The organism is Staphylococcus pseudoxylosus (assembly GCF_003697915.1).
In the GTDB taxonomy this organism is placed as follows: domain Bacteria; phylum Bacillota; class Bacilli; order Staphylococcales; family Staphylococcaceae; genus Staphylococcus; species Staphylococcus pseudoxylosus.
Window position 1 is genome coordinate 1 of record NZ_RCVN01000004.1, and the last position, 21,032, is coordinate 21,032.

Annotated in this window: 17 protein-coding genes; 5 read left to right on the top strand and 12 right to left on the bottom strand. The window is 31.1% G+C overall.

Annotated features, from left to right (window positions below; all coding sequences use genetic code 11):
- A partial coding sequence (locus tag D9V42_RS04140; RefSeq protein WP_244204774.1) for a GW dipeptide domain-containing protein occupies positions 1 to 3,088 on the top strand: 3,088 nt, incomplete at its 5' end.
- Positions 3,089 to 3,179: 91 nt separating this feature from the next.
- Here D9V42_RS04140 and D9V42_RS04145 read toward each other — a convergent pair.
- Positions 3,180 to 3,602, bottom strand: a complete 423-nt coding sequence (locus D9V42_RS04145) for a MarR family transcriptional regulator (RefSeq protein WP_107531539.1) — start codon at positions 3,600 to 3,602, stop codon at positions 3,180 to 3,182.
- A 207-nt stretch (positions 3,603 to 3,809) separates the two neighbouring features.
- On the opposite strand from D9V42_RS04145, the gene D9V42_RS04150 reads away from it, so the two are divergent.
- Together D9V42_RS04150 and D9V42_RS04155 are read left to right on the top strand one after the other, a co-directional pair.
- Complete coding sequence (locus tag D9V42_RS04150; protein WP_107556135.1) at positions 3,810 to 4,814, top strand: acyltransferase family protein; 1,005 nt, start codon at positions 3,810 to 3,812, stop codon at positions 4,812 to 4,814.
- A gap of 122 nt (positions 4,815 to 4,936) precedes the next feature.
- Complete coding sequence (locus tag D9V42_RS04155) at positions 4,937 to 6,100, top strand: aminotransferase class I/II-fold pyridoxal phosphate-dependent enzyme (RefSeq protein ID WP_107556136.1); 1,164 nt, start codon at positions 4,937 to 4,939, stop codon at positions 6,098 to 6,100.
- Positions 6,101 to 6,268: 168 nt separating this feature from the next.
- Here D9V42_RS04155 and D9V42_RS04160 read toward each other — a convergent pair whose 3' ends face one another.
- The 5 genes from D9V42_RS04160 to D9V42_RS04180 form a co-directional block, all read right to left on the bottom strand.
- Entirely contained in the window at positions 6,269 to 6,727 is a 459-nt protein-coding gene (locus D9V42_RS04160) for a MarR family winged helix-turn-helix transcriptional regulator (protein ID WP_122063299.1), read from the bottom strand.
- A gap of 341 nt (positions 6,728 to 7,068) precedes the next feature.
- Positions 7,069 to 7,887, bottom strand: coding sequence for a 1,4-dihydroxy-2-naphthoyl-CoA synthase (gene menB / locus D9V42_RS04165; RefSeq protein WP_029379114.1), 819 nt, complete (start codon positions 7,885 to 7,887; stop codon positions 7,069 to 7,071).
- The gene (gene menH, locus D9V42_RS04170) at positions 7,880 to 8,686 is read right to left on the bottom strand and encodes a 2-succinyl-6-hydroxy-2,4-cyclohexadiene-1-carboxylate synthase (protein WP_122063301.1); all 807 of its coding nucleotides are present in this window, start codon (positions 8,684 to 8,686) and stop codon (positions 7,880 to 7,882) included. Before menH ends, menB begins: the two co-directional genes overlap by 8 nt.
- Entirely contained in the window at positions 8,673 to 10,355 is a 1,683-nt protein-coding gene (menD, locus tag D9V42_RS04175) for a 2-succinyl-5-enolpyruvyl-6-hydroxy-3-cyclohexene-1-carboxylic-acid synthase (RefSeq protein ID WP_122063303.1), read from the bottom strand. The genes menH and menD overlap by 14 nt, the downstream gene beginning before the upstream one ends.
- Positions 10,348 to 11,700: an isochorismate synthase gene (locus D9V42_RS04180; RefSeq protein WP_122063305.1), complete on the bottom strand. Its 1,353-nt coding sequence runs from the start codon at positions 11,698 to 11,700 to the stop codon at positions 10,348 to 10,350. The genes menD and D9V42_RS04180 overlap by 8 nt, the downstream gene beginning before the upstream one ends.
- Positions 11,701 to 11,886: 186 nt before the next feature.
- Between D9V42_RS04180 and D9V42_RS04185 the strand changes: the two genes are divergently transcribed.
- Positions 11,887 to 12,825, top strand: a complete 939-nt coding sequence (locus D9V42_RS04185; RefSeq protein ID WP_107556141.1) for a 1,4-dihydroxy-2-naphthoate polyprenyltransferase — start codon at positions 11,887 to 11,889, stop codon at positions 12,823 to 12,825.
- Positions 12,826 to 12,901: 76 nt separating this feature from the next.
- Here D9V42_RS04185 and D9V42_RS04190 read toward each other — a convergent pair whose 3' ends face one another.
- The gene (locus tag D9V42_RS04190; protein ID WP_122063583.1) at positions 12,902 to 13,471 is read right to left on the bottom strand and encodes a GNAT family N-acetyltransferase; all 570 of its coding nucleotides are present in this window, start codon (positions 13,469 to 13,471) and stop codon (positions 12,902 to 12,904) included.
- Between the two features lie 181 nt (positions 13,472 to 13,652).
- Here D9V42_RS04190 and D9V42_RS04195 point away from each other — a divergent pair, with 181 nt between their 5' ends.
- On the top strand, positions 13,653 to 13,865 hold the full coding sequence (locus D9V42_RS04195; protein ID WP_107531531.1) for a TM2 domain-containing protein: 213 nt from the start codon (positions 13,653 to 13,655) through the stop codon (positions 13,863 to 13,865).
- Positions 13,866 to 14,699: 834 nt separating this feature from the next.
- Here D9V42_RS04195 and isaB read toward each other — a convergent pair.
- The 5 genes from isaB to D9V42_RS04225 form a co-directional block, all read right to left on the bottom strand.
- The gene (gene isaB, locus D9V42_RS04200) at positions 14,700 to 15,191 is read right to left on the bottom strand and encodes an immunodominant staphylococcal antigen IsaB family protein (RefSeq protein WP_122063306.1); all 492 of its coding nucleotides are present in this window, start codon (positions 15,189 to 15,191) and stop codon (positions 14,700 to 14,702) included.
- A 1,152-nt stretch (positions 15,192 to 16,343) separates the two neighbouring features.
- Positions 16,344 to 17,267, bottom strand: a complete 924-nt coding sequence (locus D9V42_RS04205; protein ID WP_158593175.1) for a terpene synthase family protein — start codon at positions 17,265 to 17,267, stop codon at positions 16,344 to 16,346.
- A 206-nt stretch (positions 17,268 to 17,473) separates the two neighbouring features.
- Positions 17,474 to 17,884, bottom strand: a complete 411-nt coding sequence (locus D9V42_RS04210; RefSeq protein ID WP_122063309.1) for a YolD-like family protein — start codon at positions 17,882 to 17,884, stop codon at positions 17,474 to 17,476.
- A 479-nt stretch (positions 17,885 to 18,363) separates the two neighbouring features.
- Positions 18,364 to 18,861 (bottom strand): helix-turn-helix domain-containing protein, encoded by a 498-nt coding sequence (locus D9V42_RS04220; protein WP_122063312.1) that lies wholly within the window; start codon positions 18,859 to 18,861, stop codon positions 18,364 to 18,366.
- A gap of 1,363 nt (positions 18,862 to 20,224) precedes the next feature.
- Positions 20,225 to 20,926: a hypothetical protein gene (locus tag D9V42_RS04225; protein WP_107558888.1), complete on the bottom strand. Its 702-nt coding sequence runs from the start codon at positions 20,924 to 20,926 to the stop codon at positions 20,225 to 20,227.
- Positions 20,927 to 21,032: the final 106 nt, after the last annotated feature.

The following is a 21,032-nucleotide window of genomic DNA, read 5'->3' on the forward strand; positions in this document are numbered from 1 at the left end:
TAGCGTGAATTCGGATGCTTCTTCTACTGAACAAGATACTGACGCTGTTCAAGATGATAGCGTAGACACTACTAAAGCACCCAATGCTACTTTATATAGTACACAAGCGACACCTAAACTTAGAGTAGCTAGAAGTGCCAATTCAACAGTCGCAACACGTTCTGCACTTACAAATGAAGCGACAACGCGTTCAACATTGCCAAAATATTCGCCAAAAGTCAGTTCATCAATTAACAATTATATTCGTAAAAACAACTTTAAAGCACCTAACTACGAACAAGATATAGCATCTTATTTACCAAAATATGATTATCGCTACGGTAAACCTGAAGGTATTGTTATGCATGATACTGCAAATGATAATTCAACAATTACTGGCGAAATCAATTATATGAAGAACAATTATGAGAATGCTTTCGTACATGCTTACGTAGATGGAAATCGTATTATTGAAACAGCAAATACTGATTACTTAGCTTGGGGTGGCGGTGCTGTGGCCAACCAACGTTTCATACACGTTGAATTAGTTCATACTCATGACTATGATTCATTTGCTCGTTCAATAAATAACTATGCTGATTATGCAGCAACAAACTTACAGTATTATGGTTTAGTCCCTGATAGTGCTGAATATGATGGAGCTGGTACTGTTTGGACTCATAAAGCAGTAAGTAATTACTTAGGCGGTACTGACCATACTGATCCTCATGGTTATTTAGCTGCACATAATTATAGTTATGATGAATTATATGACCTTATTTATGAAAAATATTTAATTAAAACAGGCCAAGCTGCTGCTTGGGGTACATCCTCTTCAGGTAGTACGAGTGGAAATAGCTCAAATAATACAGGATCAAGTAATACTGGTGTAACTACTCCACCTAAAACAGGTAGCGTAAAAGTAACAGCTAACAATGGCGTTGGAAGAATTAATACTACTAACGATGGTTTATATACTACTGTATACGACCAAAATGGTAAGAAAACGGACCGCACGAACCAAACACTTAAAGTTACAAAATCTGCTACTTTAGGTAATGAAAATTTCTATTTGGTTTCTGATTTTAATAAAGGTACATTAATTGGTTGGGTACACCAAGGCGACGTTAATTATAATACTGCTAAAGCAGCAACTAACATTAATAAAACTTATCAAATCAAACCTGGAGAAACGATATATACTGTTCCTTGGGGTACAAGTTCTCAAAAAGCAGGTACTGTTTCAGGAAAATCTACACAAACGTTCAAAGCAACAAAACAACAACAAATTGGACAGTCTAACTATATTTATGGAACTGTAAATAATTTATCTGGTTGGGTCAGCCTAAGTAAGTTATCTTCAACAAGTAATACAGCTACATCCCCTACTACAAATTCAGGGAAATTAACTGTAAATACACTTACAAATCAACAAGGTACTGTTTCCAAAAACAATCACGGTGTATATACGACCGTATATGATAAACAAGGTGTGCAAAAGCCATATGTTAATGGCCAAACATATAAACTAAGCAAAAAAGCAACACTAGGTAAAAATGCATTTTACTTAATTACTGATAACAAAACCAATACTAATATAGGTTGGATGCAAACTGGTGACATTACAGTTAAAGAAGTAGCGAAAAAAGCAACTACTAACCAAACACAAAATGTAAGTGAAATTGGTCAGTTAAATACCAAAAATTCTGGTATTAAAGCGACTGTTTACGAACAGCAAGGTAAAGACGCAACAAAACTAGCTGGAAAAACTTATAATGTTACAAAACAGCGCACTGAAGGCAACAATACTTATGTATTAATACAAAATGTAAATCAAAATACGCCAATTGGCTGGATTAATACAAAAGATATTAATACTCGTAATTTAAGCCAAACAAATGCTAAAAATGGCCAGTATACTGTTAAAGCGACTAATAATGGTCTTTACGCAGTACCATGGGGTACAAAATCACAACAACTAGATACACTCAATAATCTTAAAAATAATCAATTCAATGCATCTAAATCTGTCTACGTCGATAAAGACGAATACGTTTATGGTATTGTAAACAACAAAACTGGTTGGATAGCTGCTAATGATTTAAATAAGGTACAACCATCTAATCGTACGGATGTTTCAAATCCGCAAAGCGTTACTAAATCAGCGGTAACTCCGTATAAATATGATTATGTGATCTTCAATAAAAATGGTAACTATTATTTAGATCCAACATCTACTACGCCATCAGGTTCACTTAAAGATTTTTATGAAAGTATTTTTACAGTTTATGAAACTCAAGTGATTAATGGTACTACTTGGTATCATGGCAAACTGTCTAATGGTAAAGTCGTTTGGATTAAAGAAGCTGATTTACGTAAAGAATTAGTAAAATACTATGATTCAGGCATTACTTTAGATCAAGCTGTTGCTATCCAAAAAGGATTAACTGCTAAACCACAAATCCAACACACACCTGGAAAATGGGAAGATGCTACAGCAAACGAAATCAAAAATGCTATGGATTCAAGTAAGCTAATAAAAGATGAAACTCAAAAATATCAATTTTTACGTTTAGATAAAACTCAAAATATTGGTGCAACTGATTTAGATAAATTACTTGTTGGTAAAGGTATTTTAGAAGGTCAAGGCGCAGCGTTTAGCGAAGCAGCTCAGACTTACGATATCAATGAAGTGTATTTAATATCTCATGCATTACTTGAAACTGGCAATGGTACATCTAAACTTGCAAATGGTGGCGATGTTGTAGACAATAAAGTTGTTACTGATGGTCCAAACAAATATTATAATATGTTTGGCATCGGCGCAGTTGATAGTGACGCTGTAAAACAAGGGTTTATAACAGCAAAAAATAATGGCTGGAACACAGTTAAAAAAGCTATCGTTGGCGGCGCTAAATTTATATCTGAATCATATATTGATAAAGGTCAAAATACACTTTATAAAATGCGTTGGAACCCTGAAAACCCAGGTGTTCACCAATATGCAACAGACGTAGCATGGGCCTCTCATAATGCTACTCGCATTAAAGGTTTCTATGATTCTATGGATAAACTTGGTAAATATTTCGACGTAGATACGTATAAATAATATTAATTTAAAACATTAAACCAATTAAAAGAAGCGTACTAATGACAATGCTTATCGCAAGTTATTGTCATTATGTACGCTTCTTTTTTAACTAATGCATATATACTTGATGTACATTTAGCTTATATAATAATTGGTTTAAATTTTCTATGTCTTTAGATGTAAGGTTTTGGCAACGTGCTTCAATCAAAGCTACCCTAACCTCATTAATTTGTTGTACCAATTCTTTCGCCTTTTCTGTAACCATCAAATCTTTACATCTCATGTCTTTATTGGATTGCTTGCTCGTTATATACCCCATCTGGCATAACTTTTTTATCCAACGTGAAACAATTGATTGTTCTTTATTAATTTTCATAGTCAAATCATACTGAGATAACACTTCATAATTATATAATATTCTTAACATTTCTAATTGCTCAGAAGTCAAATCAGTTCTCTGACCAAATCTTCTACTTACCAGATTTAAATCATTACCTGTAAGTGTAATTAACTGTTCTAGTTGTTTGTACATGTTGCTCATCTCCACTATTATTAATTTAGCTTTGTTAAAATCATAAGTTTTTTACACTATTTTATTTCTTAATATTATAATCGTATCCTTCATGATATACAATAATAAAAGACAAATTGTACTATTTTGTTGCATTTCTCATAGGTTTTATAATAGATTAGAACTAGTGTATATAAAATTTATCGTACTACTTAAAGGAGAAAACGAATGTCACAGTTGAAAGAAAGAGATTACTTTTTCGATAATGCAAGAGCTGCGCTGATTTTTCTTGTAGTCTTTGGCCATCTATTACAGCCATATACAGAAACCAGTCCTCATTTATCTTCATTGTATTTAACAATATATAGCTTTCATATGCCAGGCTTTTTATTTATTTCAGGCTATTTTGCCAAAAAAGCTGGTGAAGTTGGTTATTTAGAAAAAGTATCAAAAAAACTATTAGTTCCATATGTTATATTCTTTGGCTTTTTCTCTTTTTACTATTACTTAACTGGCAAAGAAGATAGTGTTCAGTTTGATCCTTTCGATCCAGTATTTGCATTATGGTTTTTACTCACATTATTCTTTTTCCACGTAATATTAGTAATAGTTAAGGATTATAAACCATATTATGTATTACCTATAGCAGTGATTATTTCACTATTCGCTGGGTATTCTGAGAATATAGATAATTACTTAAGCTTTTCTAGGACGATTATGTTCTTCCCAATATTCTATTTAGGCTATTTATTTACTAATAAACATACACAGCTTTTAAGAAATAAAAAGTTTCTACCAATAGCTATTATCACGTTACTAGCCTTTTATGTTATATACACATATCATCCGATTAACTCTAATTGGTTGTTAGGCGATTCGCCCTATATGTCACTTGAAGGAAAGCTAGATTTCTATAGCCCAATCAAAAGATTGTTATTATATTTTATCGTTTTAATTACGATGTTTGCTTTCTTTAATTTAATACCTGAAAAAGAAAAATTTTATACTTATATAGGTCGTAGAACAATGCATGTGTATTTACTACATGGTTTATTTATTGGTATTATCCGTGGCTTTGGAATATATCCATTTAAAGATCATATTAGTATCTTAACTTATCTTTATTTAGTTATTGTTACGTCTATAATCGTGTATATACTATCAACACGATTTGTATCTAAATGGACAAATCCAATTATAAATTTACAATCTCCTTTTAAATTCAAAGGATAAATAAGTATTAAACCGAATTGTATTGATTTTAAATATGTTATGATAAATATTGAAGTACTTCCAATCAATCTATACATATTTAAATACAATTCGGTATTTTTAATTTTGAGGTGAAAAATATAATGCAACTGTCATTAAATAACAATTCAAAACATTTATCAGCACCTAGCATCCGCCAATTTTCAAATCGCATTAAAGGGATTGAAGATTGCATTAACTTAACGATAGGTCAGCCAGACTTTCCTATGCCTAAAGAAGTAAAAGATGCGTACATAAATGCGATTAAAGAAGATCAAACGAGTTATTCACATAACAAAGGATTAATTGAAACAAGGAATGCTGTGAGCCAATATTTTGAACAACGCTATGGCTTTACATATAGTTCAGAAGAAATCATTATCACTAATGGTGCTAGCGAAGCCTTAGATACTGCTTTAAGAAGTATCATAGATGAAGGAGATGAAATATTAGTACCTGGACCAGTATATGCTGGCTACATACCACTTATCAAGACACTTGGCGGTATTCCAGTTTATATTGATACGACAATATCTGAATACAAAGTAACACCTGAAGCACTGGAAAAACATATAACCCAAAATACCAAAGCAATACTATTAAATTACCCTACTAATCCAACCGGTGTGATATTGTCTTATAATGAAGTACAAGCTATTGCTAATAAATTAAAAGATAAAGAGATTTTTATTATTAGTGATGAAATTTATGCTGAAAATACTTTTACTGGCAAGCATACTTCTTTTGCCGAATTTGAAGTAATTCGCGATCAATTATTACTTGTTGGAGGGTTAAGCAAATCACATTCTGCAACTGGCATACGTATAGGATTTTTGATTGGGCCAGAATATTTAATTGAAAAATTAACTTTTATGCATGCTTATAATTGTATCTGTGCCAACGTTCCTGCTCAAATTGCATGTATTGCAGCTTTAAATGAGGGTTTAGAAGCACCGCAATACATGAATGAAGCATATATTGAACGACGTGACTTTTTAATAAACAAATTAGAATCAATGGGATTCGAACTAGATGCTAAACCTGAGGGTGCATTTTATATTTTTCCTAGTATTAAGCATTTTACAGACGATGACTTTGACTTTTGTGTAGATGTTTTAGAAAATGCACATGTTGCCATTGTTCCTGGTTCCGCGTTTACTGATATTGGTAAAGGACACGTACGTATTTCTTATGCATATGAACTTGATGCATTAAAAGAAGCTATGAGAAGACTAGAACAATATCTTACTTTAAATTATAAATCATAATAAAAATCACCAACTAAATGTGAGTTTGAAATATGCCCCTTTGACGTTTCTATTAATAAATATACGCATGTGGTATAGCGTAACTTCAACATTGATGTTGGTGTTTTAATTTTTAATCGATATAACGATTAGCTTACTTTATTGTGCTTATTAAATATAATTTTTATTTTAAGATTTCTTATTCTCACTTTTAGCATAAATATTTTTCTCGGCAAACGTTTTCAATATCTGATAATATGCTAATGAATCTTCCTTTTCCATGTCAAATTGCTGAATCACTTCTTCTGAAATTTTCGAAAATTCTTCTTTTAATTTTATCCCCTTTGTGGTTAACATAACTTTCACTCTTCTTTCATCATCTTCTGTTCTAAGACGACGAATCAATTCTTTTTTCTCTAGCCTTTTAATGATTGGACTGATTGTCCCTGAATCTAAGTATAATTCATCACATAATGTTTTTATGTATATTGGCGTTTCATTTTCAATATACAACAAAACAATATAATTAGGGAAACTTATATCATATCGTTTTAAATACTTATTAAACCTGTTTGCAACTTCTTTACTTGTAATATAAAACAAATAACACATTTCTTTTCTCATTTGATCATATATATCAGTTGTCATGTTTTCTTCTCATCCCTGCTCAATTATAATATTAATCCACGTTTTAATTTTAGTCAAATACAATAATTAAGTGTAAAAAAGTTTTCACATTAAAAGTTTCTCACTATATATTAGCACGAAATTAAATTTATATTACTTGAATTATAATTATTTGTATGTCTCAACATATTACGTTGATAATCTAAATAGTAAATAATTTTTTAACCCAAATCACAATATATAATACTATTTATCATTTTATGTATTCATCCTAATAGCCATAAAAAAACTAGGTGAGACATAGCTCCACCTAGTTAATCGATAATGCTTATTTATTTTTAGTATTGCTTTTCATTCAAATTCTATGGGAATTTAGGGAATTGATCAAAATCTGGATCACGTTTTTCTTTAAATGCATCTCTGCCTTCTTTTGCTTCATCTGTTGTATAGTAAAGTAAAGTAGCGTCACCAGCCATTTGTTGTAATCCAGCTAAACCATCAGTATCTGCATTCATAGCTGCTTTCAAGAATCTTAAAGCCGTTGGTGAATGTTGTTTCATTTCTTGGCACCATTGAACTGTTTCATCTTCGACTTGGTCTAATGGAACGACTGTATTTACTAAGCCCATGTCTAAAGCTTGTTGAGCGTCATATTGGCGACATAAGTACCAAATTTCACGAGCTTTTTTGTGTCCTACGATACGAGCTAAATAACCTGAACCGTACCCAGCATCAAATGATCCAACTTTAGGTCCAGTTTGACCAAAGATTGCATTATCTGCTGCGATTGTTAAGTCACAAACGACACTAAGCACGTGCCCACCGCCGATTGAATAACCTCTCACCATTGCAACGACAGGTTTCGGAATCACACGAATAAGTCTTTGTAAGTCTAATACATTTAAACGAGGAATTTGATCGTCACCTACGTAACCACCGTGGCCACGTACTTTTTGATCTCCTCCTGAACAAAATGCTTTATCCCCTTCACCAGTTAGGATAATAACAGAAACGCGTTGGTCATCACGTGCTCTTGTGAATGCATCTATCATTTCTTGTACTGTATTTGGTGTAAATGCGTTACGAACCTCAGGACGATTAATCGTCACTTTTGCAATACCATCATATATTTCATATTTAATTTCTTTATATTCTTTAATTGTTTCCCACTGTCTAGTCATTTTGCTCCTCCTTATGAATAAAACCTAATACTATTCTATCAAATTCTGCAAATTCTTCCACATGTACTGTATGACCACTTTGTTCTATTTCATTTAACTCCGTGTTGTGAATCATCGTTTCCATTTGTTTAGCAATCTTACAGAATTTACCATCTAAAGCGCCTACGATTATGCAAGTCGGCACTTTAATTTGCTTTAGCTTTGGCCATAAATTAGGCATTTGTCCAGTACCGTAATCACGCAATGCCTTCGCTAAACGCAATGAATTTTGACGTAATCGCATATCACGTATTTCTTTTTTAATGGATTTATCTAATTCATGCTGTGTATAGAAAAGCGGTAACTTTTCCCAATCATTAACAAAAATTTCTAAACCTGCAATTTCTAGCACTTTCGCTCTAGCTTGATCAACCAGTTGCCTTTCATTACGGTCTTCCAACACTTCAATTCCTGGAGATGTGCTTTCTAAAATCAATCCTGCTAAGGTAATTTTTCCTTCAATGCCATAGTATAACGCTATTCTACCACCCATTGAATAACCGTGTAAAAACAATTGATAACTTTGGAATGACTTTAATAACTCATCTAACTGGTTGGTAATAAATGGAAAATCCCAAGTTTGATTTGTATCTGAGTCATCTTGTCCATGTCCAGGTAAATCTACAGTTAAAATATTCATTTTTTCTTGTAAGACACACACATGTTTACTAAATGCTTGTTGATCGCTTATGAATCCATGTAACATAACCAATAATTCATCTGTATCACATTTCGCTTGATAAAATTTATAGTTTAACATTAACAATATCACTCAACTTTTTATAGAGTTTTAGATGCTGTTGCTTATTTTCTTCACGTTGCGTGATTATTTCATATATATGAGCGCCAAATTTAGATAAATCAGCATATTTAAACGCTTCGATTGATTCATATCTATCAAATGCAAAATCATATAGCAAAGCTGTATGTTCAAAATTAAGTCCTGTTGGTGTACCAAACAGACGCTCAAAATAATCTTCTGCCGATTCCTTTTGAGGTAAATATGAAAAAATCCCGCCACCATCATTATTGAGTAGAATAATATTTAAATTAATATCATTTAATTTAGACATTAATAAACCATTCATGTCATGATAAAACGCTAAATCGCCTATTAATAGGGTCACTTTCTTATGAACTGCCATACCTAAAGCTGTAGATATTACACCGTCAATACCGTTCGTACCACGGTTTGCAAATACTTCTGCATCACAATCGATAAACAGATTATCAACATCACGGATTGGCATACTATTACTCACAAACAGGGCATCTGAAGTTGTTAATTTATCTAAAACATTCGCGACATATGCAGCTTCATCTGTTGCCGTTCTTACATAATCTTTAATCTCAACAATCGCATGTTTCTCTAATGTCTGCCACTTCTCTAACCAACGCTTACGCTCAACAATTGGTGTCTCTGACAATTGTCTAAAGAAATCATTGGCTGACATCTCATAGGATACATGTGGTGTAATTGGAAATGCATCTGGTCTATCATTATTTTGAATTAAAATTTGAAATGCTTCTGTCTCTTTTAACCATTGATTTAATTTTTTCGAAACAACTGGTTTACCAACCCTAATAATAAAATCAATATCTAACTGTAAGCCTGCCCTAAACAGTAAGTCATAGCTCGTCACAACATTAGGATGATGTTCACGTCTTAGTTGACTCAATGGATCAGCTAGTATTGGCATATCATGTATCGTTGAAAAAGTTAGTACTTGATCAATATCTTGATGTTGCATATCTCCAACAATAATCAAACCTTTACTCTTTTTAATAATCGAGCTGATTTCATTCAAACTAGTTGTTTTTTGATAATGCGGTAATATTTTCATATCTGATGTTAACCATTCAACCTTTTCAATGTTTGGAGTTAATGGCTCTCTAAATGGTAAGTTTAAATGGATTGGGCCACGATGCGGTCCATATAAAAATTGACTTGCTTTTTGAAGCTGGAATTTAACAGTATTCATCATGAAATCTTCCGCTTCATTTGTATCAACTATTGGAAAATCAAATTGATATTGCACATAATTTTGAAACATATTCGTTTGGTTGATTGCTTGAGGCGCACCAATATTTCTAAGTTCATGCGGGCGATCACTTGTAAGTACTACTAAAGGTAAATGGCTCAAACTACTCTCTGAAACAGCAGGCGTATAGTTTGCAGCAGCACTACCTGAAGTACACAAAATGGCAACTGGCCGCTCGCTTCCTTTCATTAAACCCATAGCAAAAAACGCAGCACTTCTTTCATCTGGATGAATCCAAGATTTTAATTTAGGGTGTGCCTCAACTGCAATTGCTAACGGTGTTGAACGTGATCCCGGGCTTATTACTACTTCTCTTATGCCATAAGCATATAATTCTGAAACAAAAGTAAATACTTGTTTCGTTAACGCATCTGTATGATTATTCATATTCCTCGACTCCTAAAGCTTTCATCATAGGGTTAAATTTAACTGCAGTTTCTTCTACTTCACTATCTGCATCAGAATCACTTACAATACCACAGCCTGCAAATAATGTGGCTTGATTTTTCTTAATCAACATCGAACGAATAGCCACGATAAACTCACAGTTGTCATACATATCAATATAGCCTACAGGTGCGCCATAAAGTCCGCGTGTGCCAAATTCATTTTGTTCAATATATTCTAATGCTTCAAATTTAGGATAACCACCTAGTGCTGGTGTCGGGTGCAGATTATCTAATAAGCCTATATAAGATTCATATTTTAATTGACCTTTAATTTTTGTATACAAATGATATAGATGGTCATTAGTTAATATCTGAGGTTCTTGATTATAAGCTACGTCTTCTACATAAGGTGATATATCATTCAATATACTTTCAACAACGAATCGATGCTCATTTAAGTTCTTTTCATCATTTAAAAAAGCTTGAATATTTTCATTGTCTACTTCAGCTTCATGTGTTCGCTTTATCGTACCTGCCACGGCTTTTGTAGATAGTATTTCATTATTTATTTCCATTAATTGTTCTGGTGTTTGCGAAAAGAAAATACTATCTTGTGATTCTAAAATAAATAAATAACTATTATGTTCTCCTTGAGAAGCTTTATTCAAAATATAAGGTATTTTAATCTGTTTATCAAAGATTATTAAACGTTTTCTCGCTAACACAATTTTTTTATTTTCATCTAATATGTCAATCGTGTCTTTGACTAAATCACGCCATTCATCTTTATATATGTCTTCGATGCGCTTAATATCCCCAATCTCAAAGTCAGGATACACATTAGTTTGCGTTAATTTATCTATAATCGATAAAAACGTACTCATTTCAAATTGATCTGATTTCACTGTATAAGTTATATAGGTACATCCTTGCTCCATTGTTACTAATACTTCAGGCAAGATAAAATGATTAATACCAAATTCACGCCATTCATCACCAGATTTATGTGTTGAGAATTGGAAGCCTCCACATATTTTCAAATGATGTTTGTCAGAATTTGGATGAATTAATTCAATGTCATTTTTATATTTTTCCCATTCACGGAAAATAGATTGTTTATTTTCAAAATCATTTTTAAATCTTGTAATAGCATGATAGCCAAAGAATGAAGTTTCGTTGTCATTTTTCTTAAAATAAAAACGGTCTCCCGCACAATCTTCCGTTATATGAAATAATAATGTAGGATCTAATTCATAATTCAATTTTGCTTCTACAGAGACCCAAGTATGATTACTTTCGTATACCGCTTCGACAATTTCACTTTCCTTGACGTCAAAAGTCATCTATTTCACTTCTTTCATTTATCAGTTTGTACTCATTATGATATTGTACCACTTTTCACAATGTGTGTATGGTTTCTAGCTTATTTCATTTATACATTTTTACGTTATTTGACCTTTCTAAGTTCTTCCATTAAAATATATTTGATAAAAAATATTATAAATTAAAAGAATACGAGGTAAATCATTATGGCATCTCAATATCAACAATATTCTACTGTCAAAAAATACTGGCAGTTAATGCGACCACATACTTTAACTGCTGCAGTGGTGCCTGTACTTGTCGGTACTGCTACTTCAAAAATCTTTATCCTTGGTAGTGAAAACAAACTAAATCTTAGTCTTTTTCTAGCAATGTTAATCGCATGTTTGTTAATTCAAGCAGCAACAAATATGTTTAATGAATATTATGATTTTAAGAAAGGACTCGACGATCACACTTCTGTAGGTATTGGTGGCGCAATCGTTAGAAATGGTATGAGTCCTAAGTTAGTCTTGAACTTAGCCATTGTATTTTATATCATAGCTGCAATATTAGGTATATTTATTGCCATCCAAAGTTCATTTTGGTTATTACCTATTGGTCTTATATGTATGGCTGTTGGATATTTATATACTGGCGGTCCATTCCCAATTTCGTGGACGCCTTTTGGTGAATTATTTTCAGGCGTATTCATGGGTATGATCATCATTTTAATTTCTTTTTTCATTCAAACTGGAAATTTACAAAGTTTAGCTGTTTGGGTAAGCATTCCAATCGTTATTACTATCGGGTTAATTAATATGGCGAACAATATCCGTGACCGCGTTAAAGATAAAGAAAGTGGCCGTAAAACGCTACCTATCTTACTTGGTAAAAATAATTCTATTCGTTTCTTAGCATTAATGTATATTGTCGCTTATGTATTAGTTATATATATCACTTTCTTCCAACCTGGTGGTTCAATCTTTTTCTTACTAGCATTGTTATCATTCCCTATGCCTATTAAAGCAGTACGTAGGTTCAAGAAAAATGACACACCACAAACAATGATGCCTGCCATGGCAGCAACTGGTAAAACTAATACGTTCTTCGGTTTATTATATGCGCTAGGTATTTATATCAGTGCAATATTAGGTGGAATTTAATAAAGTACGTTTTATGTTAACATCACCTATCACTACAAAGCTTATTATCGGCCTTCATTAAATGAAGGTCGATTTTTTATTCATTACCATCACCAATTGGTAAAATCATGTGATAATGCATATGTCCATATAAGTCAAATTCACTCGCAATTTGAAAGCCTAGTTTTTGATAAACGTAAAGCGCCCCATCATTATGAACATCACAATTTAAACTCCACTTTTCATCACTGTGTGTCCCTATAACATGCTGTACTAACTGTGTTGCTACACCCCGGCCACGATATTGAGGAAAGGTCGCAACAGTTTCAATATACCATTCATCATCATTTGCTTCTTTCATAGGCATAGGTGTGCCGTATGAGCGGATATCATCATCCAGATCTAAATCTAACCAAGCCTGTTCAAGTGCAATTTCTTTATCACCAGGATATGCGATTAAGCAACCAGCTACCTCACCTTCTATTTCATAGACCCACGTATTACTATAATGACCTCTATAAGGTACATCAATCATACTTTGCTCCATAATTTTAAGCAGTCGTGACTTATCTATATCTTCAACCATTTGTATATCAAGTTCACTCCAAATGATATAACATAGTTCAGCAATTTTCGGTGTATCACTTGGCTTTGCTTTTCTAATCATCATTAATGCTCCCCTTATCCATAATTTCTTTAATTCTATTATATATGAATCAACTGAAAAATTCGAAGTAATCACGATACTAAACACCAATTTTTATGGAATCAATAGTTTTTTATTGTTGTAAAACTCGATTTAAGAGATAATTATACTAATCACTTTAATACGAAAGGATATAAGAGACATGAAAGTAAACAAAGTAATCTATGTTGTACTCGCATTCATATTAGGCTGGTGCGGAATTCATAAGTTTTACTCTAACCAACTTTTACAAGGTATTATCCATCTCATTTTCTTCTGGACGGGCATCCCATATATTATTGCAATAATAAGTGGGGTAATTACTATTTTCTTTCATAAGGCAGACGAAGATGGTTTAATTACTTTTGAAAAATAATGCGCATTGTCGAAAATAATTTATAAATTTCCAAAAACATCTATATTTCATTAAGAAAAGGGTAAAGAAAGTATAATCCAAATTAAAATTTGAATTGTAACTTAGGAGGTTTAAAATGAAAAACATAATTCAACGCGTATTTAGAGCATTAGCTGTAGGCTATATTGTCAGAGCAATTAGAAATCTAATTAGTAAAAAATAAAAATTATACCACTATAAAATGAACCATTAAATAAAAAAACATGATATAGCCTTTATCAAAAGACATTATAGTGCATTATACTAACTTAATTGAGATCATATTAATCAAGATCCAATCTAGATAATCAAATCATAATAGTCGAACAAAAGATATTATTAGGCTAACTTAAGGGAGTGAGACGTTCAATGATGTCTCACTCCCTTATTTAACGTGCTCATAAAAAGTCTTTCATCAACTAATTCTAAAACCTCTGTAATAAATCATTACCTCTTGCACAAAAAAACGCTTCTAAAGTTAATGACAGAACATAGACAAAGCTAAAGTGATTCTAGCCGATTCCTACGGGAAGCACATTAAACCTAAGAACACAAGCTAAGGCAGTGCCCGTGGAAAGTGTGCACAAAAAAACTGCCAACAAAGTCAATGACTTGGTCGACAGTCTAAAACTCCTCTAAAGGGAGCTTACTTTTATGTTTGAAGTCACTACCTTTAGAGGAGCTTAATATTTATATAAATGTTTTAAGACATACACTAAAATATATTTTCATTAGTTAAAACAAATACCTATTTGTACATCTTTTTACTTAATGTAGAAGCTTATTCTATTAAGTAAAGTACTAAATGGGTAGTTTTTAGCTATTAATTTGCGCTCTATACACATGCCCTTTATCTACAAAAAATTGAATAGTTTTATTCCCTATTTTATATTTATAAACTTTCCCTACAGCTGTTTCAACAGGTTTTTCCGCTGGTTGACCATAAACGTTCATTAGTTTTTGTGGTGTCACAGTACGTCCATCTAAATTAAATGCAACTTGATCCGCTTTATGATTACTCACCTTATAAAATATTTGATCCTTTACAACAACTTCATTTGTTGATGCTGACTTGTTGCTAGTAAGTTTATAACCATTAATTTTTACATTATCGTATTTCAATGCAGTTTTAAAATTCTTATCTAATACAAAATTACTACTTGCTGAAGTATAACCATTGTAGTTATACCATGGCGTTTGTGCCGCCTCAGCTTGTTTCTCCATGCCTTCTCCATTAATAACATTAGCTCCTAAAACAGTCCCAAAAACAATGCTACTTGCTAAAACAATTTTTGATAATTTCTTCATTTCAATGTTACCTCCTCAATTTTTATTTTAAGACTCTAACTTACGATCAATATATTACATTAACATTACAAATATTACAACTATTTTTATAAAATTTACCACAATATTCCATTATATTGAATATAAAATTATTATAAAAAAGTTTACAATACCCTTTATTTTAATTCGTTAAAATTTTAGTCCGTTTAAATTCATAATTCTGTAACTTTTAAATTCATAAAAGCGTAGTACAATATATATTAACAAATCATAAAGGAGGGATTATCATGATTACAGATATCGTAAATGCTATTATCGCTATCATTGATGCTATCTCTAAGTAATGATTTTATTTAATTCAATTCGTTTTAAAAAGGCTAAATCAGAATAATTTCTGATTTAGCCTTTTTAAATTCATATAATAAGAACTACAATAAAAACTTTTTAGATAACCACCTCATGTTATCATACTATCTAATACAACTTTCAAAATCATAAAAAGAAACAAACCAAAGGCTACATTTCTAGCTTATGGTTTGTTTCTTTTTGTAATATTACAGTAATAATACCGTAATATAATATCTCACTTAACGGATATATGTAGATGTCTGAAGTCCACTTGCTACAGATTATCACATTAATTATACAAACCAAATTAGGGAATTTCCTTATTTTCAAATAAAAAGCACCCTACTAATAGCAAAATTTAATGACCATGTAATACTATCACACTAACTATCAATCTTAATTATAATTAAGTTCAGCAGTTAAATCACACGCACCACTCAATATATTAATAGGCTTGATAATATCTTTGAAATAAAAAACCATCCCGTAGGATGGCTGTGAAAAGATACTTTGAGGTGGTTAAGGGGGACCACCATATATACCATATCACTAATACGATAACACTCATATTAGTATATTCCCTTAACTTTTAACAAATAATGCAGTCACTTCATCAAAAAAAAAACTCCCATTAAACCAACGCTTCATTTACGCTAATTTAACAGGAGTTCTTTTCTTACGGAAACGGAGGGATTCTCTAACCCCCCATAAAACAGCATGATTAAAGTGTTTGTTGACCAACCAATGACCAAACTTTTATATTCACCCACCTATTCATTAAGGTGGGCTTTTGCATATTTCTTATTATTTTACAAACCTTTTTATTTAATTTTTAAATCTTTTTGTAGTTAAACTCCATTCATAATTTGCTCGTACCGCATTTTCAACTCTAGAAACATATTTTATTATCTTGCTATTAAAAGGTTCGTTATCTGCGTATAATTTATTTTTAAGTTCACTATATTTTTTTATTTCTTCAACAGTTAACTCTTTTACATTTAATAATGCTTCTTCTATAGTACAATCATTCTCTTTTTGCACGCTTATTATTAAATTATGTATCTCGCCGTTATCTATCTCTTTTTTTAATGACAAAATATCATTTGTCCAATTAGCGATTTTATTTGCTGAGGTCATTAACTCATTAAAGTTCTTATCACGCACGTTAGTAGAAACGAACGTCGCGTCCCCTCTTTCAACTAAATCAAAACAAATATAAACGCTACCACTATGTTGACGTTTTTCAATATAAGTTTCTATATCGGGCACATAATTTTCAATTTCATTTTCAAGTTCCCAAACAATCGATTCAAAACATTTGTCTATGCTGTGAATTATTCTAGTTTGCCATTCTATTGGCGCCCCTTTTCGTGCGCGTTCCCACCAATTTCGCCAACCATTTATAAATGGATCTTCTTTATAATTATCTATATTTTTAAGCGCATTAATTATTTTACGAGAATATTCTTCAAATTCTTTTGGATTTTTTATTTTATCACTATAATCATCAAGCATACATGTCAGTAAAAGGAAGTCCGAGGTTATTCTTACATCTTGAAAGGTATCGTATGGCTGAACGCGAGATGCTAAATATCCTATATTCTGTTTTTCATATTTTTTTGAATTGTTTTTACTTAAAATATTGAATTCTTTAGCCCACTCTATAGTTGATTTTTGAATTTCTTTGGCATAAGGACTAATATCTCCACTAAATTTATTTTCAAGTTCTGGTATTGCATTAATTTTCAATATTCATCACTCCAATTTTTAAAATAATCAATAAATATATACCCTATTAAATTTATTTTAAAACTTAAAATCAATTTAAATTTTATAAACAGTATATAAGAAGTCAAAAATATATTTTATATAAATGAAGTTATCGTAAAATAACGTTAAACTCTTTCGAGGATTCTTTGTACTAATTTCATAATTACTTATTATTTTAAATAGTGTTATTTTATCTCTACAATATCTTTCAAATTAACCTTACTTAACCCACTTTCTTCATATAAATGCAATGTTTGTGTGTGAACATCTACTTTGTGAATATAACCCTCTTTAGTTTTAATATATCCATCGACAAAATAACGTAATACAATTGTAGGGTCATGATACATTTTGAATATCAACTTATCGTTTAAATCATTCAATTGGTGGTCACTTAATGATGGTCTATCAATCTTATTCTGATCTTGTATGTATTGTTCTAGTTGCTCGTATTGTTCGGGCAATGTCTTAAAAGCTTGCCATTTAACCATGCCACGTCCTTGTGGTATACGTGAGTTAAGATATTCTCTTGGTATTTTTCGATAATCTGTTTCATATTTATATTCATCTGGTGCGTTTGGATTTACTACTTTCATATAATCACCTCATGAATATAATAGAACTCTTGTTCGTATATGTAAATAAAAAAATAGCCCTTTTGAGGCTAATGCATTTTAATCTGTCTGTTTACCAGCATCAGTTCCAAATTTTAAATACAAACTGATCGCTATTATTGGTAGTAAGTAAAACCCTTTGAATATCATATAGCTAAATACTAAAATAAGAACTAGTGATAAAAAAGTAAGAACTAAAGTACTTACCAAAGCTATAAATTGATTTCCATCCTCTGACCTCGAGATATTATTTGAATATACGAATTCACCTACATAATTACTTAAAATTATAAATAAGTTTTTAAAAATATAAAAACTACAAACTAAAACTATAATAGTTGCAATAAAGCCCAATTTTCTCTTTCCCCTTTACTTTATATATGTATATAAAAGTATATCTTATTTTTTATATTTATCAACGCTTTTAAAAAATAGTCAACTATTCAAGATATCTTTAAACATTAAATCATTTTAATTTCTTTCGACACTACAACGCCTATCAATTCCACTTCATTTGATTTATATAAATTTTGTTCTCCTTTTTCTTCTGTCAAAAGAATATTTCCATCAAATAGCTGTCCTTTTCTAATCACTGCGTTTTCTGTATCAGGAATTTTAAATAGTCCCGTATTACCACTTTTAAATTCTATATCTTTGTTAATAAGATAAGTAGTTTTCCCTAATTCTAAATAAATCATGTTTTTAGGTATAGAAGATTCGTTTTCATCAATATCTCCAGCGGATAAATAGTCCAATGGGATATTGAAATATTTACTAAGTTTTATCATAGAGCTGAAAGCAGGATCAACTCTATTATTTTCCCACTTTGAAATTGTTCCTTTACCAAAAGATTTCGAACCATCTTCATTAGGGAACATATTGTTTAATACGTCTGCCAATTGTTCCATTGTTAATTTATTAGTTTTTCTTAACTCTTTTATTCTTTGTCCTATCTCCATTTTAATATCTCTCCCAATTAGTTATAACCTAAGTATATACTTAAATTCCATAAATGCAACTGTTGTTTTTAATTTGTTGCAAATATGCAACGATTATTGTAAAAAATTAGGGAAAGCACATAAGTGCCTACCCTTATATTATGATCACGTGGTATTTTCATTATAACATAAAAAGACAGCCGAATTAACGACTGCCCAAATACTAAAGGAAGTTTCTATATTCCAAGAAACAATGTAATTGTATTATATAAATGTAAAAAACAACCACCCAATGAAATGTGTAGTAATTAGATAGGTAATAATAGTTATTTCTTATTTTCACATGTATATTTAGTTCAACGCAAAAGTAAATACAACACTTGAAAATGAAAAATGCCCCTCTTAATATAATAAGGGGAACATTTCTTTTATAGTAAAAACGCACGTTTGATAAACTTATCAAACTTGTTGGTTAAAACAGTAGATACTTATTCGCTTTCTAAAGCGAATTTAAAAATAGCTAACTAAAGGATTAGTAGATAGTAGAAATAGGTAAGTGCCTATCTCTTATTCAACAGTAACACTTGCACTTACTTTTTACAACGAATTGTAATGAAGGATTTAAAACATCGTTCATTTGCATGACGATTTTTGTATTCACATTATAACATAAAAAATGAGCACCCTTTGAAAGGAAGGATGCCCAATGTATAGTAAAAAATAGTACGTTTGATAAACTTATCAAACATATAGATTAATCAAAATAGAATTCCACTTCCCAAAGCGGATTGAAAAAATAGAGATTCAGGGTCTCTTGTAAACAGAAGAAGTAGATTGGGTTTCTACCTCTTATTCAAGAGTAACACTAATCTCATTTAAAGCAAGCTAATGTATTTGTTAATTTAAAAACCACCCCCAGAGGGTGGCTAAAAAATAATTGAAAATTTAATTGGAAAGATAATAAGAAATTATCTATTTAGAATGTAACATAATAAGGCTATTTCAAAAAGTGATTATTTGTAAATAAGAACTTTTAACATAAAAAAACAGACACATAAGTGCCTGTCCGAGATATAATATAAAGATTTAAATTGAAAAGTATATTTGTAAGGCTATGTTTATATTATCAGAATATTCTATACTTTTCAAGAATAAATAAAAACGCCCCTGCAAAGAGGCGTTTTAATGGAATTATTATAACTACAATACAGTGGAGGGATATCCAACTTGCTATACTCTTAACTGTCTAATTAAAGATGTAATATCGACAGCTATTAATTGATAACAGTTCTCAATTAAAATTTCAATAAAAAAATAAAAGAGCAGACACGGGAAATGGTGTCTACTATATGCCTATAAGTGTTGTAACTGATATTATAATATACTAAAATGTTTTAACCTTTTTCAATTTATAAGCATTAGAAGAAATATTAGGCAATGCGTACGGTGAGATTATATGAGAACCAGGATCATAAATAGATTTTTTACTCGCTCCATATTTATAAGCTTGATAGATTATTTTAGAACAATATGTTGGATTTTTCTTAGATAATTTTGTGTTTATTCCATATTTGTATTTTTTTCCCTTATAGTTTTTGATAGCCCAATTTCCAGCTTTTGTTCCTGCCCCTGCTTTTTTAGACCGATAAACTTTCACCCATTTTTTGCCTTTCCCGTAATCTTTTTTGAAAGAGGCGAAAGACTTAGTGCTAGGATGTGCACCGGAACCAGATATATGTAAAACTGTCTTACTGCTAATAGCAATAGCAGCATGACCTGTTAAACCTTTAGAACTCGTACCATTTGTTATTAATACATCTCCTTTTTTTAATTTAAATGATGACTTAGCATAAGATGTTATTTCTTTTTCACTTTCAATGTTCTCTTTTTCAGTTTTGTCCTCTTTTAAATATTCATTCCATTCTTCTTCAGAAACAGAATCATCGATAATATTCTCGCTCTTTAATTGGTTATAATTTTGTTCGTTTTCTTGTTCTTCTTCTGCTTTAGCTATATCTACGAATGTACTAGAAAGCGTCGAAATAAAAAACAATAATACGACAAATGAATATAAAAACTTCTTCAAAATATGTACCACCTTTAATTTTTTAGAAATATATTATTATAGGGTTAATATATCACTTTATATATACTATAATAAAATACGAGTAAATAAAAGGAGCTATATAAAT